This window comes from Lentibacillus sp., assembly GCF_035301675.1.
Lineage (GTDB): Bacteria > Bacillota > Bacilli > Bacillales > Amphibacillaceae > Lentibacillus.
The window spans coordinates 32,297-48,741 of record NZ_DATGTT010000013.1; the positions used below are offsets into that span (position 1 = coordinate 32,297).

Sequence of the window (16,445 nt, forward strand, 5' to 3'; positions counted from 1 at the left end):
GTATTGGGCGGGAGAACAGAAACATGAGCCCGAGAATAGAAAAAGCCCGGAACCTTATAAGATTCCGGGTATCAAGCCAGTTATTCGGTTTTCTCCTTGATGAACTGAACAACTTCTTCAGTAGTGCCCATCGATAAGAGCTTGTCTTTGTAAGAAGTCATTTTTTCTTTTGATAGTCCGCGTATTTGTGTGCGGGCCGGCAGAATAGATGTTGCGCTCATACTGAATTCATCAAGACCAATGCCGAGCAATGCCGGGATGGCAATCGAGTCACCGGCCATTTCACCGCACATGCCAACCCATTTATCCTCAGCGTGTGCAGCTTCGATTACCGTGCTGACAAGATTCAGAATGGCAGGATGATACGGCTGGTACAAATAAGATACGCGTTCATTCATCCGATCGGCTGCCATTGTATACTGAATCAAGTCATTTGTGCCAATGCTGAAAAAGTCGACCTCTTTAGCAAACTGTTTGGCCGTAACGGCAGTTGATGGAATTTCCACCATGATTCCAACCTCAATATCATCTGAGACGCTGGCACCTTCATCTTTCAGGTTTTGCTTTTCATCCAGAAAAATTCCTTTGGCCTGACGGAACTCTTCCAATGTCGCCACCATCGGAAACATGATTTTCAGATTTCCGTGAACACTTGCACGCAACAATGCCCTCAGCTGTGTGCGGAAGATATTTTCATTTTCCAGACAGAAGCGAATGGCCCGAAAACCTAAAAACGGGTTCAGCTCTTCCGGCAAGTCCAAATAACTTAATTCCTTATCCCCGCCGATATCAAGTGTGCGGACAACAACCGGTTTATCTCCCATTTGTTCAAGGACGGATTGATAGGCATCGTACTGCTCGTCCTCGGTTGGCAACTGGTTTTTGCCCATGTATAAAAACTCAGTGCGGTACAATCCGATGCCTTCACCGCCGTTTGCAAGAACACTTGCGACATCATCCGGTGTACCGATGTTGGCTGCGAGTTCAACCTGTTCTTTATCGGCAGTTATCGTTGGTTCGTCTTTCAGTTTAGCCCATTCTTCTTTTTGCTTTTCAAATCTCTCCTGTTTTGCTCTATAGGCAGTGAGCTCCTCGTCGGAAGGATTCACGATGACATTCCCTTCAATTCCATCAACAATGAGCATGTCACCCTGTTTAACGTTGCCGGTGATTTTTTTAGTACCGACGACAGCAGGGATTTCAAGGGATCTGGCCATAATGGCTGAATGTGAAGTTCGTCCGCCAATGTTTGTTGCAAATCCCTGAACAAACTCCCTGTTCAACTGGGCGGTGTCAGATGGGGTTAAATCATTGGCAATAACAATTACTTCTTCATCGATCAGTGCCGGGCTTGGAACGGTGACACCGAGCAGATGTGCGAGCACCCGTTTTGAGACGTCCTGGATGTCGGCCGCGCGTTCCCGCATGTATTCATTGTCCATATTTTTGAACATATCGATGAACATATTGGTTGTCTCTTCCAAAGCAGCTTCAGCCATGATATTCTCGTTTGTAATTTTATCTTTAATCGGATTAACTAGTTCCGGATCATCCAGCACGAGTAAGTGGGCAGAGAAAATTTCTGCATGTTCATCTCCCATTTCATTTCTGGTGTGCTCCCGGATTTTTTCGAGTTCTTGTTTAGCTGTTCCCAGTGCGTCCTTGAGACGTTCGACTTCTTTATTTGGATTATCAATTGATTTTTTCTCGTAGGTTAATTCCGGTGTAACCAGCTGATATGCCTTGGCAATTGCTATGCCATTTGATGCGGCAATTCCTTGAATCATAATAGTTGACCAACCCTTCGATTGAATTTTACTCCATTCTTCATTTTACACGTACATGCTTCGACAAATCAAGAATTCCTCTTTGCCAATCCAACTATCCAGTCCAATAGAAAGTGGAAAATTTCATTTCGGTTAAGCTCATTCAGTAATTCGTGCCGTCCATTATCCGCCAGCTTAGTTATAACATGATCAAGTCCTGCCTGATTGTATAAATCTGCTGTTTTCCAGATTCCTTTTGTATAGTCACCGACTGGGTCTTCAGTACCACTGATAATGAGCATTGGCAGGTCTGATCGGATGTTTCGGTTATTGTTCTGATTGTGAATGATTGACAGCCCGGTCATGAGATCTTTGAAAAATCCTGCGGTCGGAATGAAGCCGCAATAAGGATCGTCGATGTAGGATTGGATGGTCTTTTCATCACAAGTCAGCCAGTCAAAATTTGTCAATTTGTTTTTAATACGTTTGTTATAGGCAGAAAAAACAAGTTTATTCATCAATCGGGATTTTTCTTTCGCCGGTAAAACTGCAGCAATCCTCATTGCGGTTTCAGTGGTGATTCGTGAATAATAGCCTGTACCGGACAAAATCACTGCATCGATTAAATTGCTGTTTTCCTGGATATAATGCCGTGCCAGAAATGATCCCATACTATGGCCCAAAAGAAATATAGGTATGTCAGGATAGTCCTGCCTGATCTGCGTTGTCACCGCAAGCATGTCATCTGATGCTTTTTCAAATCCATCCTCATCAGCGAGATAGCCGAATAAGCCTTGTTTTTCCCCGGTTTTGCCGTGGCCGCGATGGTCATTTCCATAAACGGCGATATTGTTTTCAATCAGGAAGTTTGCAAAATGATTATATCGTCCAATATGTTCAACCATACCATGAGCGATTTGGACGATTGCTTCCGGTTTCTTTTCAGAAGCAGGTATCCATTTCTTCAGGTGAATTCCGACATTATCTGGGCGGGTTAACCACAATGTTTTTTCCATAAAGTCATCATCCATTTCTACACATGTCATTACTCTTATAATAGAATGGAATATACAAAACGTCTAAAAATAAGCAAAGGATAACTTGCGATAAAAGATAATGTTGTGCTAAAGTACATAATAGGAACAGAGCGTTTTTGACTGGGGGTGCTGGTTAACATGGAAACTGTCGTTCATATAGCATTGTTGATCGATGCCATTATTATGGTTGTTCTTATATTATTGCAATCAGGAAAAAGTGCAGGCCTGTCCGGAGCTATTTCGGGGGGAGCTGAGCAGCTTTTCGGTAAACAAAAAGCACGCGGGGCGGATTTATTTTTACACCGGGGAACAATCGTTACCGGCGTACTGTTTTTTGTTTTAGCTTTTATAAGCGGATATGTAATTCAATAATGTATGAAAGACTCTTATCGGTGTGATAAGGGTTTTTTATTTTTCAGAAGCTCAGTATTGGGGTAAGGTATACTATATGAACTTGGAATCTTAGAAGGAGATGAAACACACAATGAAAATTAAATTGCCGGAACCGTTTACGTTTGAAGCTGGCCCGCGTGCGGTATTATTATTACATGGATTCACAGGACATTCAGCAGATGTACGCATGCTGGGACGTTTTTTGGAGAAAAAAGGGTACACGAGCCATGCGCCAATTTACCGCGGCCATGGAAAAGAACCTGAGGAACTGGTAAAAGCGAGTGCTGATGAATGGTGGGAAGACGTTACAAATGCCTTCAATCATCTGAATGAACGGGGATATAATGAGATAGCGATTGCGGGGCTGTCGCTTGGCGGCGTACTGAGTCTAAAGCTTGCATACACGGAAGCGGTTAAAGGCGTCATCCCGATGTGTGCCCCAATGTTTTTTGACAATGAAGAGGAGCTGACGAAAGGCTATAAGTTTAAAGCGAAGCAATTTAAGCAGCTGGAAGGGAAAGATAACGATACGATTCAAAAGGAAGTCCAGGAACTTGTCGATAATTCACGTGATATGTTTTCCGATCTGGCCGATTTAATAACGGAGGTAAATCATAATATTGACACGATTTACACGCCGACGTTCGTTGTTCAGGCACGTCAGGATGAAATGATCAATACCGACAGTGCCACATACATTTATGAAAATGTTGAAACAGATCAGAAGGATATTAAATGGTATGAAGAGTCCGGTCACGTTATTACGATGGGTAAGGAAAAAGAACAGCTTTATGAGGATATCTACCAATTTTTGGAGTCCCTTGACTGGAGCAAATGATTATAATCAGAGAAAAACGTGAATAATAGCAGTAGAAAGAAGGTGAGAAACATGAATGAAACAATGCAGGAACGAGTACGCAATTATTTTAATGAACATAGTGAAAAGCCACTGGCAGTCCATGAGCTTGAGGAAGCATTAGAACTAGAGCAAGCTGTTGAATTTAAAGAATTGGTAAAAGCGCTGAATGAACTTGAGGAATCGGGAGAACTTGTCCGTACACGCAAAAACCGTTTCGGGCTGCCGGAAAAGATGAATCTTGTCCGGGGCCGAATTCAGATGCATGCCAAAGGATTTGCGTTTTTGATTCCGGATGATGATGCTCAGTCTGATGTGTATATCCATCATTCTGATCTCGCATCGGCTATGAATAATGATAAAGTTATGGTGCGGATCGAGAAGCAAAATGCCGATGGAAACAAACCAGAAGGAACGGTTATCCGTATTTTGGAACGAGCGACGCATCAGATTGTCGGCACGTTTGAGGACAATAAGTCATTTGGCTTTGTTGTTGCCGATGATAAGCGGATCCCGAACGATATTTTTATTCCAAAAGGCATGAATGGTGGTGCGGTGAGCGGTCACAAGGTTATTGCTCATATTACGAAATACCCGGAAGACCGCATGAGTGCTGAAGGTGAAATTGTTCATATCCTTGGACATAAAAACGACCCGGGCATTGATATCATATCCATTATTCATAAACACGGCATCAAGATAGATTTTCCCGAAGAGGTCCTAAATCAGGCAGCCAATACGCCTGATGAAATTGATCCCTCTGAAATGGAAAACCGTCGTGACTTACGCGAGAAGCAGATTGTCACGATTGACGGTGCGGATGCCAAAGATTTGGATGATGCGGTCTCCGTTAAACAATTGGAGAACGGGGATTTTCAGCTCGGCGTTTACATTGCGGACGTCAGCTACTATGTGGAGGAGAACTCTCCGATTGACGAGGAGGCGTTCGAACGTGCCACTAGTGTCTACCTGGTTGACCGGGTCATACCGATGATTCCGCATCGCTTGTCAAATGGCATCTGTTCCTTGAACCCGCAAATGGACAGGCTGACACTCGGATGCGAAATGGAGATCAATACGAAAGGCGAAGTGGTGAACCACGAAATTTTCCAGAGTGTGATCAGGACAAATGAACGCATGACGTATCATGATGTGAATAAAATCCTGACTGAACAGGATGAAGCACTCCGTGAACGATATAAGCCGCTGGTTCCAATGTTTGAAGACATGGAAAAACTGGCTAAGATATTGCGTCAGAAACGCATGGATCGCGGTGCCATTGACTTTGATTTCAAAGAAGCTGAAGTACTCGTCGATGAGACAGGCAAACCGGAAGATGTTGTTCTAAGAGAACGGTCGGTGGCCGAGCGGCTGATTGAGGAATTTATGCTGGCAGCGAACGAAACAGTTGCCGAGCATTTTCATTGGATGGATGTTCCATTCATACACCGAATTCATCAGGAACCGGATGAAAGCAAACTCCAACACTTTTTCGAATTCATCGCCGGACTTGGTTACGTCGTGAAAGGGACAGCAAATGAAATCCATCCTTCTGCCCTGCAGAAAGTGATTGAAGAAGTGAAGGGCAAACCTGAAGAAATGATTGTTTCCAAGCTGATGCTGCGTTCGATGCAGCAGGCTAAATACGATCCCGGGAGCATCGGGCACTTCGGACTGGCAACCGATTTCTATACACATTTCACATCACCAATCCGTCGTTATCCGGACTTGACGGTTCATCGTTTGATCAGAACCTATTTGATTGATAAAAAATTGGACGGAAAGACAGCCGGATACTGGAAAGAACGTATGCCGGAAATCGCCCGCCATTCTTCTGGAATGGAACGGGCGGCTGTTGATGCTGAACGGGAAACAGATGACTTGAAAAAAGCCGAGTTCATGCAGGATAAAATCGGTGAGGAGTATACAGGTGTTATCAGCTCAATTACCAATTTTGGCTTGTTTGTCGAGCTGGAAAATACGATTGAGGGACTTGTCCATGTCAGCTATCTGACTGACGATTATTATCATTACGATGACCGCCATCATGCGATGATCGGTGAACGTACAGGCAATATGTATAAGATTGGTGAAGAGGTCGATGTGCGTGTTGTTAAAGTCAATACTGATGAGCGTGTGGTAGACTTTGAGCTGGTTTCAACCAAGCAGCCAATGAAAAAAAATAAAAATAAGAAAAAGATAAAGGCGAAGAAAGCGAAAAAATAAGGCTCAGAAAACAGGGAAAAGCTAAAGTGATGCGGTTAGCCTCATCATTTTAGCTTTTTTGTTATTTAGGAAACTATAAAATTCCACGGTTTGGATAACTTTTGTTATTCTGCGGCGGGATTGCGAATTGAGAGATTTGAGGGGGTTGAGCAGCTTTCGCGCGAGGATGGTTTAAAATCGCGCAACGAGCCATGAATTTGGCGCGACGTCCACAGGAAATCGCGCAACGCGAAAAAAGTCGGTGCACCCCCTTCTATAATGTTGATTTTCGGTGGCTGCCGAAAATCGTCATACTGAAAAATTCTTCGACCTTTGATGATGTGCTATATTAATACTGACCACAATTTACTTTAATGGCCGGGGGAAGTGTCCATAAATTATTTGAAAATCATTATGTGTGAATCCAAAATATAGCAAGTAAGTCCATTGACAATTGGCATAACGGGTATTTTCTGTTAAAATAAATTTCACGGAAGCAGTAGGAGGACGCACGTATGCCAAAAGGAAATGGAAAAACAATTGCACAAAATAAAAAAGCAAGACATGATTTTTTTATAGAAGAGACGTATGAAGCCGGGCTGGTTTTACGGGGGACGGAAATTAAGTCAATTCGTGCCGGACGTATCAATTTAAAGGATTCCCACGCACGGATCGATCACCGCGGTGAAGTGCAACTTGTTAATATGCATATTGCACCATATGAGCAGGGGAACCAGTTTAATCACGATCCGACCCGCTCGCGCAAACTATTACTGCATCGGAAAGAGATTGACAAGCTTGTCGGCCAGATTCACCAGAAAGGCTATTCACTTATACCGCTTAAAGTGTATATCAAAAACGGTGTTGCCAAAGTGCTGATTGGTCTCGGAAAAGGGAAAAAGAAATATGATAAACGTGAAGACCTGAAACGGAAACAAATGAAACGGGATGCAGATCGAGCAGTTAAGGAAAGTTTGCAGTAACCACAGGGTAATTTGACTTATAATTGATCTTTGTTATAATAATAATTGTCGTAATGACAGATAAATGAATAGTGCTCGTCTATCCGAGCGTATTCTCCATCTTAATCAATGGGGACGTTACGGATTCGACAGGGATAGATTGAGCTCAGACTGCGCGTCGAGGTTACGGCTCGTAAAACGTTAATCGTCTAAATATAACTGGCGAAGAAAACAATTCACCAGCTTTAGCAGCTGCCTAAGCACTGCCTAAAGCGATCCTTCCTGCCATCGCCCGCGTGGCAGGTTCAAGGGTCTCAAATGAAGCGGGCTATTCCGTTATCCACCGTCTGAGGATGATGGCAGAACTTAATCAGACTAGCTGCCGGTAAGCCTGTTGGCAGGCTGAACGGTAAGCGAATGATAATATGTCAACTATGCGTGTAGATGTCTGAGTGGCGATATCTCTGGACGTGGGTTCGATTAGTAATTAGTCGCCTTTTGTGGTAACACAAAAGTGATAACCTGGCTTTATCGGTGAAACCTAAGCTACTTTTAAAAGTAGTATGGCGACACCGAGCGGTATGTGGAGAAATCCAACAGCCGTGTATCGACTTATAGACTGCCATTTCCGGCAGTACTAGGATGCGGAATTCTGCCATAAGGCAAATTTACATTTCGCATAACACGCCAGGGAGCCTGTTGAAAAGGAAAACAGGTTCAAGATATAGTCAGTGCCATGTCGAAAGCATGGAAGAGCACGTCCCACCGTCTCCACCAATACATATGTTGGTGGTTTTTTATTTACTATTTTTTATTAAAATCAATGTATAAACGGATGTTGCTAATGCAAGAACAGATGGCGTAAATAACCCCCCTGCTGCTCATGAAAGTATGATCAGCAGGGGGGCTTTTGTCAGGTGTCCTGGCGATCAGCCCAGTGCGACGTCCAGAATCATCATAATGGTAAACCCGAACATGACACTCATAGAGGCCAGATCTTTGTTGCCGTTTTCCTGTGAGCCTGGGATAACTTCTTCAGCTACGACGAAAATCATTGCTCCTGCTGCAAAGCTGAGTGCATATGGTAAAATCGGCTGCATAAAGATAACCGCCAACGCCCCAACGACACCAGCTATCGGTTCGACCGCTCCAGACATCTGTCCATAAAAGAAACTTTTCCTTCGCGACATTCTTTCACGCCGAAGTGGCATCGAAACGGCAAGTCCCTCGGGAAAGTTCTGAATTCCAATGCCGACTGCTAGAGCAATTGCACCACCAAGGGATGCTGCCGGTAAATCGGCGGCAATTGCTCCGAAAGCAACACCGACTGCAAGACCCTCCGGAATGTTGTGCAGCGTAATGGCTAAAACAAGCAGCGTGCTCCGTCTTTTTCTTTCCGGGTTGATTCCTTCAGCCTCTTCCATGTCTAAACCCGGATGAAGGTGCGGGAGTAATTTGTCTGCTCCCCATAAGAAAAAACCACCAAGTAAAAAGCCAATAGCAGCGGGAAGCCACACTGGTACAGGTCCTCCTTCTGCCTTTTCCAATGCTGGTGAAAGCAGTGACCAAAAACTTGCAGCAATCATAACACCACCTGCAAATCCCAGCATGCTGTCCATAAAACGCTGGTTGACCCCTTTTGTTGTAAAAACCAGCGCTGCACCCAAAGCAGTCATTCCCCACGTAAAGGTGGTAGCAATTGCAGCCTGCACGACTGGGTCAAGAGCTAAAAAGTAATCAAACATACCCGATATCTCCTTTCGTTTGATAGTCATAAGCCGTTATTGGTTAGAGTATGCTTTCACATTAATTAATTGATTGATTATACCACTTTTGTTTCATTGAGGCTTAAAAGTTTACTGAGGTAAACATTTGTTGACTATGTAAATATAATACTGCTGATTTTGCGTAATGTCAATTGTCGTGCTGATTGTCCAGTTCGTAAAAATTTAAAATTATTATTAACCCTGACAAATACACAAAACCCCGCCTGTGCTATAATTAAATGTGGCAATCTTTCTAAGCGGGTGTAAGCATGCAAAAATTCAATAGGGTCAAACCTAAGCATTTAAAAACAGACAATTCACCAAAGCATAATATCATCACAAACCGAGATGAGAATTTCAATTCTTTTTATCAGAGTTATCAGCATGTTCTGGAAGAATTGTTCTCGCATTTAAGGGAACAAAACAGTGAGTTGAGTGAATTAATCATTTTCGAAAAGGCGCGTAAACTCCTTGATCGTATGATTTTTATTTGCTTTTGTGAGGATACTGGTTTACTGCCGCATAACATGTTCCGGAGGGTTGTAGAGGGAACAATATATACGGCTGACATGAGTAGTACGAATATATGGACTCAGCTGAAAGGATTGACCCATACGATTGATCATGGAAATACTGAAATAGGTATAAATTGTTTCAACGGCGAATTGTTTAAAGAAGATACTGTTTTGGATCATTTGGTTGTACAAGATGCTATTTTCCCGTTATTTAAGAAGGTAACCTGTTATGACTTTGCGACAGATTTTGATGTCAGTTTACTTGGCTATATTTTTGAGCAATCAATTGATGATGCGGAGGCAATGAAGGCAGTCATAATGGGGGAAGATTATGATCCCCGGCAAGGAAGACGTAAAAAAGATGGCATATTTTACACCTCTCCCGATGTTATCAGATTGTTGCTTCAGGAGACCTTGCTAAAATGGATTGATGAAAGGAAAGATGAACTGGATGAATGTTTCACTGAAGATGGTACTGAGCAGCCTTTTGAATGTGATCAAAAACTGCAGAAGCATTTAGAATCGGTTAAAATTCTCGACCCGGCTGCAGGGAGTGGTGCTTTCCTGAACATGACGTATGATATGTTAATGAATGAATGGAATGAAAGCATCAAAAACTTGCCAGAAGCGGCTTCAGCAAATGCTCATCATGTAACTGCCAATCTGTTCGGTGTTGAATTGAACGAAGATAGCCTCAAGGTGGCCAAACAAACCTTATGGCTTAAATCGGCTGTTAACCGGCAAGGATGGGGGACCCCGCTTGAAAATAATTTGAAAACAGGAAATGCCATTATTAATCAGCCATTTGTTTCGGAGCAGGCATTTGATTGGCATCAGGAATTTCCGAGGGTTATGGATGACGGCGGTTTTGATGTGATTATTGGCAATCCTCCATATGTTTTTGCACGAAATGAAGGGTTCACAGAGAAGGAGAAAAATTATTTTAACAGACAATACATTCTGTCAGAGTACCAAATAAATACATATTTGTTATTCATTGAGCGCTCTTATCATTTGTTAAAAGAGGGAGGATGGCTAGGTTTTATTGTACCGAATAATCTGCTGACAATTGATTCGTGCAAAAAAATGCGCCGTTTTCTGCTGAAACATACCGGCAATTTGAAAATCATCAATATCCATAACCGCATGTTTGAAGAGGCTGACGTCGATACATGTTTGCTTATTTTCCAAAAAACCGAACCAAATACCGTTAAACTGGGCGAATTTCTTAACGGAAATCTTGAAATTGCAGCCGAAGTGGAACCGGAAGTATTACTGGATGATCAAAGCATCATCAATATTTCACTGCTGAAAAACAAACAGGTTCGCGACATCATGAATAGGATTGAAACAGGGAATCCCGTCCTAAGTTCACTCGCCACGGTGAAGTCAGGATTAGTTGCATATGAAGTCGGCAGGGGCGATCCCAAACAAACGAAAGAAATGAAAGAAAACCGGGTCTACCATAGTACTTTCCAGGTTGATGATACCTGCTGGATGTATCTCGAAGGAAGCAATGTCTGCCGTTACAAAATTGATTGGGGCGGCAGCTGGCTTCAGTATGGCCCGAACTTGGCAGCGAGACGTAACGAGGATATATTCAAGAAGCCAAGAATCCTGATAAGGCAGATTCCGTCAAAATCAAAGTATGCCATTAATGCAGTTTATACCGAAAAAGAAATGTTAAATGACCGCAATTCCAATAACATTATCGACTTCAACAAAGATCCGCTGTTTTTGCTGGGAGTGATCAATTCCAAAATCACAACGTTCTGGTTCATTCATAAATTTGATAAGTTCCAGCGAAAAACGTTCCCGCAATTTAAGGTGAAAGACCTCAAAATGTTTCCGGTTCCTGATGTATCAGAGATAGAAATGAAACAGATATCCAAAGCAGTAGCCCGTATGCTTGATCTTCAGCGTCTGAAATGTGAGGAGTTAGAACAAATCGATGAGCTGCTTCAGGAAGAACGACAGTTAAATGAACAAATTGACCGGTACGCAGCGGATGCGTTTGGTTTGAGTGGTGAAGACCTCCAGCTTATAGATACTAGTCTGGAGGAATTTCTGAATTAATATTGTTATATTAAAAAATGATTAATACCCATGGAGAGGAGTAATTATTATGGTTGCATATCCAAATGTAACTGAGACTAAGAAACTGATTAAAGAGATTGTTTCGATTCCGAGCCCGTCCGGCTACACAGAAAAAGTGATCCAATTTGTTGAACAGCATCTGAAAGAATTGCAGGTCGAAACAAAGTGGAACAATAAGGGTGGGCTGATTGCAACACTGCCAGGGAAGAACGAGGACGAACATCGTATGCTGACTGCCCATGTTGACACACTTGGTGCAATGGTCAAAGAAGTCAAAAGCAATGGGCGCCTTCGTCTTGATTTGATTGGGGGGTTCAAGTTCAACGCGATTGAAGGTGAATACTGTGATATACATACAGCTGAGGGACAAATTTTCACCGGTACAATTCTGATGCATCAGACATCCGTTCACGTTTACAAAGATGCTGGAGATGCAAAACGCAATCAGGAGAATATGGAAGTCCGGATTGATGCGAACGTTAATAACGCTGAGGATATCCATGAACTGGGCATTGAAGTGGGTGATTTTGTTTCGTTTGATCCGCGTGTTCAATTGACCGATAATGGCTTTATCAAATCACGTCATTTGGATGATAAGGCAAGTGTCGGTATTTTGCTGCAGCTGATAAAAAGGCTGAAAGACGAAAACAAGCAACTGCCGTATACAACCCATTTCCTTATTTCCAATAACGAAGAAATCGGCTATGGCGGCAATTCCAACATCACACCTGAAACGATTGAATATTTGGCCGTGGATATGGGAGCGATGGGGGATGGCCAGTCTACAGACGAATACACAGTGTCCATCTGCGCGAAGGATGCGAGCGGGCCGTACCATTACGGGTTGCGTCAAAACCTTACTGAACTGGCAAAATCGAACAAAATTGGCTATAAATTGGACATCTATCCGTATTACAATTCCGACGCATCGGCTGCCATCGGGGCCGGAAACGATATTGTGCATGGACTCGTCGGACCGGGAATTGATTCATCCCATGCCTATGAGCGGACACATGAAGCTTCGCTGAAAAATACGGAAGAACTGCTATATCATTACGTACTTTCCGATATGGTCAGTTATTGAAAAAGAGCGTGCAGTTTACCCGAAAACTGCACGCTCTTTTTAGCTTTTCAGCGTTAGTGAATTACCGAATGAAGCCGGGAAGCTGATAACAAAATTTTTAAAGCACGTAACCATAAATGCAGATGAAGTGAAACAGACTCCCGAATAAAATAAATACATGAAAAATTTCATGGAAGCCCAAATGCTTAAACGACAGGAATTTGGGTTTGAGCCAATAAATAAAGGCTCCAACTGTATAAAACACTCCACCAATCAGAAGCATTAGCATACCACCGCCGCCAATAATCGAAAAGAGAGCCGAGCTGAAGAAAATGATTATCCAGCCCATGGCAACATACAGTGCCGTTGACAGCCATCTGGGCGCATGGAACCAGACTAATTTAAAAATAACACCTGTCAAAGCCAAGGCGTTTATGACCGAAAACAGTATCCAGCCTGTCATACCCTCCAGACTGATCAGACATATTGGTGTATATGTCCCTGCAATCAACACAAAAATCATCGAGTGATCAACCCGCCGCAGAAATGCAACGACATGGTCTCTTGCGATCACCATATGATATGTCGCTGAAGCACTGTACAGCAGGATCATGCTGACTCCGAACATAATTACGGCTATTATCGCCAGCGCAGAATCTGCCGTTGCCGAAGCTTTGATGACCAGTGCAACGAGTCCTGCAAGCGACAAAATAGCCCCGAACAAATGTGTCAGACTGTTTATTGGTTCGCGGATAGAAAAGCCCATGTTAAACACCTTCACAATCATAAGTAGTTTTTAAAACTATATAACAATAATATGCGCATTTTATTAAGTAGTCAAGAATTTACTTCAGTAAATTTCTGCAGTATAATAAAAACGGACATTTAAGGTCAGCTAGCCGCCAATTTTAGCGGATTACTGGATAAAATAATAATCAATTGGAGTTTTGTTATGAAAAGCATGGAAAAATTAGCTGAGAGTCTTCGATTAAACAGCAATCTGTCTTTAGATGACATTCCGGATTTAAATTTGTACATGGATCAGGTCATTCAATTGTTTGAGCGTCAATTTGCTGATACAAAACGCAATGAGGATGAAAAAGTCCTGACAAAAACAATGATTAATAATTATGCCAAAGGGAAATTATTTTTTCCCGTTGAAAATAAAAAGTATACAAAGGAACACTTAATCCTTATCAGCATGATTTATCAGATGAAGGGTGCGCTGTCAATTAGTGATGTCAAAACGACATTAGACAAAATGAATGAAAAAGTGACGGATGATGATGCGTTTGATTTACAGGAGTTCTATGAGTGTTATCTTCAGATGGTTGAAAACAGCGCGGAAAAATTCAAAGTAGATCTTCAGGCCCATTATAATGAACTGACAAAAGAGATCCGAAAACTGGAAGACCGGGATGAAGACTACCTGGAGCAATTGCTGCTGATTGCATTGTTTACAAATATGAGCAATTATTACCGCAGAGCTGCTGAAAAAATGGTGGATGAAATCGGCAATAACGAGTAATAATTTTGAAAGAAGGAATGTTTGCATGAAACTAAGTATATTGGATCAGTCACCCATTTCAACTGGTAAAACATCGCGGAATGCATTAAATGCGTCGGTTGACCTTGCCAGGCTTGGTGATGAGCTTGGATATACGCGGTATTGGATTGCAGAGCACCATGATTTTTCCGGTCTTGCTTGCCCTAATCCCGATGTGATGCTCGGCATTATCGGGGCGCAGACAGAGCAGATCCGGATTGGTGCCGGTGCTGTTCTTTTGCCGCACTATAAGCCTTACAGAGTGGCTGAAACCTATAATCTTCTGGCAACTTTATATCCCGGAAGGATTGATTTGGGAATTGGGCGGGCCCCTGGAGGGTCGGCAGAAGCATCGATGGCACTTTCAGGTAATTTTTTGGAAAATGTCCGGCACATGCCTGAAAAACTTGATGAATTATTACAGTTTTTGCTCCATGATTTTGCGAAAAATGATATGTATGCCAAAATCAGGCCGACCCCTGTTCCTGAGATATTACCACAGCCATGGATGCTTGGGACAAGTGAGAAGAGTGCGATTGTTGCCGCTGAAAGAGGGCTGCCGTATACTTTCGGCCATTTTATGACTGATCAGGATGGACCATCAATCATCAGCACGTATACTGAAAAATTTGCCCGACAGCACCCGGGTAAAACACCTGAGAAAATGGCGGCTGTATCGGTTATCTGTGCGGAAACAACTGATGAAGCCCGGGATCTTGCCTTAAGCGGCCATCTGTGGAGCATCCAGCGTGATAAAGGCGTAGGTGATGGCAAGGTGCCAACAGTCTCGGAGGCAAAAAATTATGCTTATACGGATAAAGAAAAAGAAAGACTGCAGAAAATGATGCACAAACAGGTTGTCGGCAATCCACAAGAGGTAACACAGCAACTCGAGCAACTGCAGGCGTTATACGGTGTGGACGAATGGATGATCGTCACGATTACACATAGTTACGAAGCACGAAAAAAATCATATGAATTGATTGCAAAGGCAATGTTGGAAAGCGGCTGTTGATATTTAAACTGTATAAACATATTTTTGAGGGTATCCCGTTTATTTGCAGGGATGCCCTTTTTCTATACGTCTTAAGGCTTAGAAGAAAATATGGCGCAGGATCATTACCATGAAGCGGCTTATCCGATATGATAAATGTAAGAAAGGAGGTGGGGTAAGTGAAGAAATTTCTATTGTTTGCCGGAGGTTTACTGGCGTTTTTCATTTTGCTGGTGAATCTGGGGCCGATGATTCTTCTGGGACTGAGTATATGGCTTCTGTATCTCATTTTCAAACAGTTTCTCAAAAGTGATTCCACAGCTGGGAAAATTGGCTGGGTAATAGCTGGCTTGATTGTGGTAGGCATCGGGTTATCCAATATTTATGCAGTTATCGGTGTTGCAGCAGCATATGTACTGTACCTAATTTATACAAACTGGAAAAATGTTGATGAACCGGTTGGACCGAAGGTGAAAGATAATGACCCATTTCAAAATTTTGAACGGCAGTGGGCAGAAATCAATCGATAATATCAAAAGGAGCGATATATGATGTCGAACATATGGACACGAATTAAAGATTCTGTTTCAGCAGATCTCCACAATATGCTGGATCAAAAAGAACAGAATAATCCGATTGCATCACTTAATCAATATTTGCGTCAGAGCGAACAGGAAAAAGAAAAGGTACGAAAGCTTGTCGAGCGTCAATACAAACTAAGAGATGAGTTTACCCGGGAATATCACAAGGCGCAGGATATGGCCGACAAGCGGCTGAAACAGGCAGGTGTCGCAGAAAAAGCCGGCGAAGAAGAGATGCACGCATTTGCCGTAAAAGAACATGATGAGTATAAAGCACGTGCGGACAGGATGAAGGCTTCCCGTGAAGAAGCTGTTCAGCAGCTGGAAACCCTGGAACAAAAATATGAAGAAATGAAACACAAGTTGAAAGATATGCATCTGCGCCGGATGGAATTAATGGGACGTGAGAACGTGGCCCATGCCAATCAACAAATGAGTCAAGTTATTGAAGACACGTCGGATAAACTCTTTTCCCGTTTTGAGGAATTGGAGCAGTACATTGAAGGGCTGGAGTACAAAGTAAACAGCTCCTATTACCGAAGCACATTCGACAGTAAAATTGCCAAACTTGAAAAAGAAATGCAGGAACAGGCAAATTAATTACTCGGTACTGTAACCTGTGAAAACATGATATACTTGAACAGGCGCAGTCGTTCTGCGTCTA

The 16,445-nt window shown here is 42.7% G+C and carries 14 protein-coding genes and 1 other RNA gene; 11 read left to right on the forward strand and 4 right to left on the reverse strand.

All coding sequences use genetic code 11. The features are described 5' to 3' along the window. Window positions 1-80: 80 nt before the first annotated feature. Together ptsP and VK097_RS02480 are read right to left on the reverse strand one after the other, a co-directional pair. Window positions 81-1,787 carry a phosphoenolpyruvate--protein phosphotransferase gene (ptsP, locus tag VK097_RS02475; protein WP_324210214.1) on the reverse strand — a complete coding sequence of 569 codons (1,707 nt, stop codon included), beginning with the start codon at window positions 1,785-1,787 and terminating at the stop codon, window positions 81-83. 68 nt (window positions 1,788-1,855) lie between these two features. Next, window positions 1,856-2,782, reverse strand: a complete 927-nt coding sequence (locus VK097_RS02480) for an alpha/beta hydrolase (RefSeq protein WP_324210215.1) — start codon at window positions 2,780-2,782, stop codon at window positions 1,856-1,858. 159 nt (window positions 2,783-2,941) lie between these two features. Between VK097_RS02480 and secG the strand changes: the two genes are divergently transcribed. From secG to ssrA, 5 genes are all read left to right on the forward strand, one after another. Further along, entirely contained in the window at window positions 2,942-3,175 is a 234-nt protein-coding gene (gene secG, locus VK097_RS02485) for a preprotein translocase subunit SecG (RefSeq protein WP_324210216.1), read from the forward strand. Window positions 3,176-3,287: 112 nt separating this feature from the next. After that, window positions 3,288-4,034 (forward strand): alpha/beta hydrolase, encoded by a 747-nt coding sequence (locus VK097_RS02490; RefSeq protein ID WP_324210217.1) that lies wholly within the window; start codon window positions 3,288-3,290, stop codon window positions 4,032-4,034. A gap of 51 nt (window positions 4,035-4,085) precedes the next feature. Next, on the forward strand, window positions 4,086-6,278 hold the full coding sequence (gene rnr, locus VK097_RS02495) for a ribonuclease R (RefSeq protein ID WP_324210218.1): 2,193 nt from the start codon (window positions 4,086-4,088) through the stop codon (window positions 6,276-6,278). 494 nt (window positions 6,279-6,772) lie between these two features. Next, window positions 6,773-7,240 carry an SsrA-binding protein SmpB gene (gene smpB / locus VK097_RS02500; RefSeq protein WP_324210219.1) on the forward strand — a complete coding sequence of 156 codons (468 nt, stop codon included), beginning with the start codon at window positions 6,773-6,775 and terminating at the stop codon, window positions 7,238-7,240. 118 nt (window positions 7,241-7,358) lie between these two features. Then, window positions 7,359-7,702, forward strand: a transfer-messenger RNA (tmRNA) gene (ssrA, locus tag VK097_RS02505). A 446-nt stretch (window positions 7,703-8,148) separates the two neighbouring features. Here ssrA and VK097_RS02510 read toward each other — a convergent pair. Further along, window positions 8,149-8,964, reverse strand: a complete 816-nt coding sequence (locus VK097_RS02510) for a ZIP family metal transporter (RefSeq protein ID WP_324210220.1) — start codon at window positions 8,962-8,964, stop codon at window positions 8,149-8,151. Window positions 8,965-9,254: 290 nt separating this feature from the next. Between VK097_RS02510 and VK097_RS02515 the strand changes: the two genes are divergently transcribed. Both VK097_RS02515 and VK097_RS02520 read left to right on the forward strand, forming a co-directional pair. Next, on the forward strand, window positions 9,255-11,576 hold the full coding sequence (locus VK097_RS02515; protein ID WP_324210221.1) for an Eco57I restriction-modification methylase domain-containing protein: 2,322 nt from the start codon (window positions 9,255-9,257) through the stop codon (window positions 11,574-11,576). Between the two features lie 49 nt (window positions 11,577-11,625). Continuing rightward, window positions 11,626-12,681, forward strand: a complete 1,056-nt coding sequence (locus tag VK097_RS02520; protein WP_324210222.1) for a M42 family metallopeptidase — start codon at window positions 11,626-11,628, stop codon at window positions 12,679-12,681. Between the two features lie 97 nt (window positions 12,682-12,778). On the opposite strand, the gene trhA is transcribed toward VK097_RS02520, so the two are convergent. Beyond that, window positions 12,779-13,426 (reverse strand): PAQR family membrane homeostasis protein TrhA, encoded by a 648-nt coding sequence (gene trhA, locus VK097_RS02525; protein WP_324210223.1) that lies wholly within the window; start codon window positions 13,424-13,426, stop codon window positions 12,779-12,781. A 186-nt stretch (window positions 13,427-13,612) separates the two neighbouring features. Here trhA and VK097_RS02530 point away from each other — a divergent pair, with 186 nt between their 5' ends. From VK097_RS02530 to VK097_RS02545, 4 genes are all read left to right on the forward strand, one after another. Then, window positions 13,613-14,188, forward strand: a complete 576-nt coding sequence (locus VK097_RS02530) for a DUF1836 domain-containing protein (protein WP_324210224.1) — start codon at window positions 13,613-13,615, stop codon at window positions 14,186-14,188. Window positions 14,189-14,213: 25 nt separating this feature from the next. After that, window positions 14,214-15,221 (forward strand): LLM class flavin-dependent oxidoreductase, encoded by a 1,008-nt coding sequence (locus tag VK097_RS02535; protein ID WP_324210225.1) that lies wholly within the window; start codon window positions 14,214-14,216, stop codon window positions 15,219-15,221. A gap of 158 nt (window positions 15,222-15,379) precedes the next feature. Further along, window positions 15,380-15,730, forward strand: a complete 351-nt coding sequence (locus VK097_RS02540; RefSeq protein WP_324210226.1) for a lmo0954 family membrane protein — start codon at window positions 15,380-15,382, stop codon at window positions 15,728-15,730. 21 nt (window positions 15,731-15,751) lie between these two features. After that, a complete protein-coding gene (locus VK097_RS02545) occupies window positions 15,752-16,381 on the forward strand; it encodes a PspA/IM30 family protein (RefSeq protein WP_324210227.1) in 630 nt (209 codons plus the stop codon). Window positions 16,382-16,445: the final 64 nt, after the last annotated feature.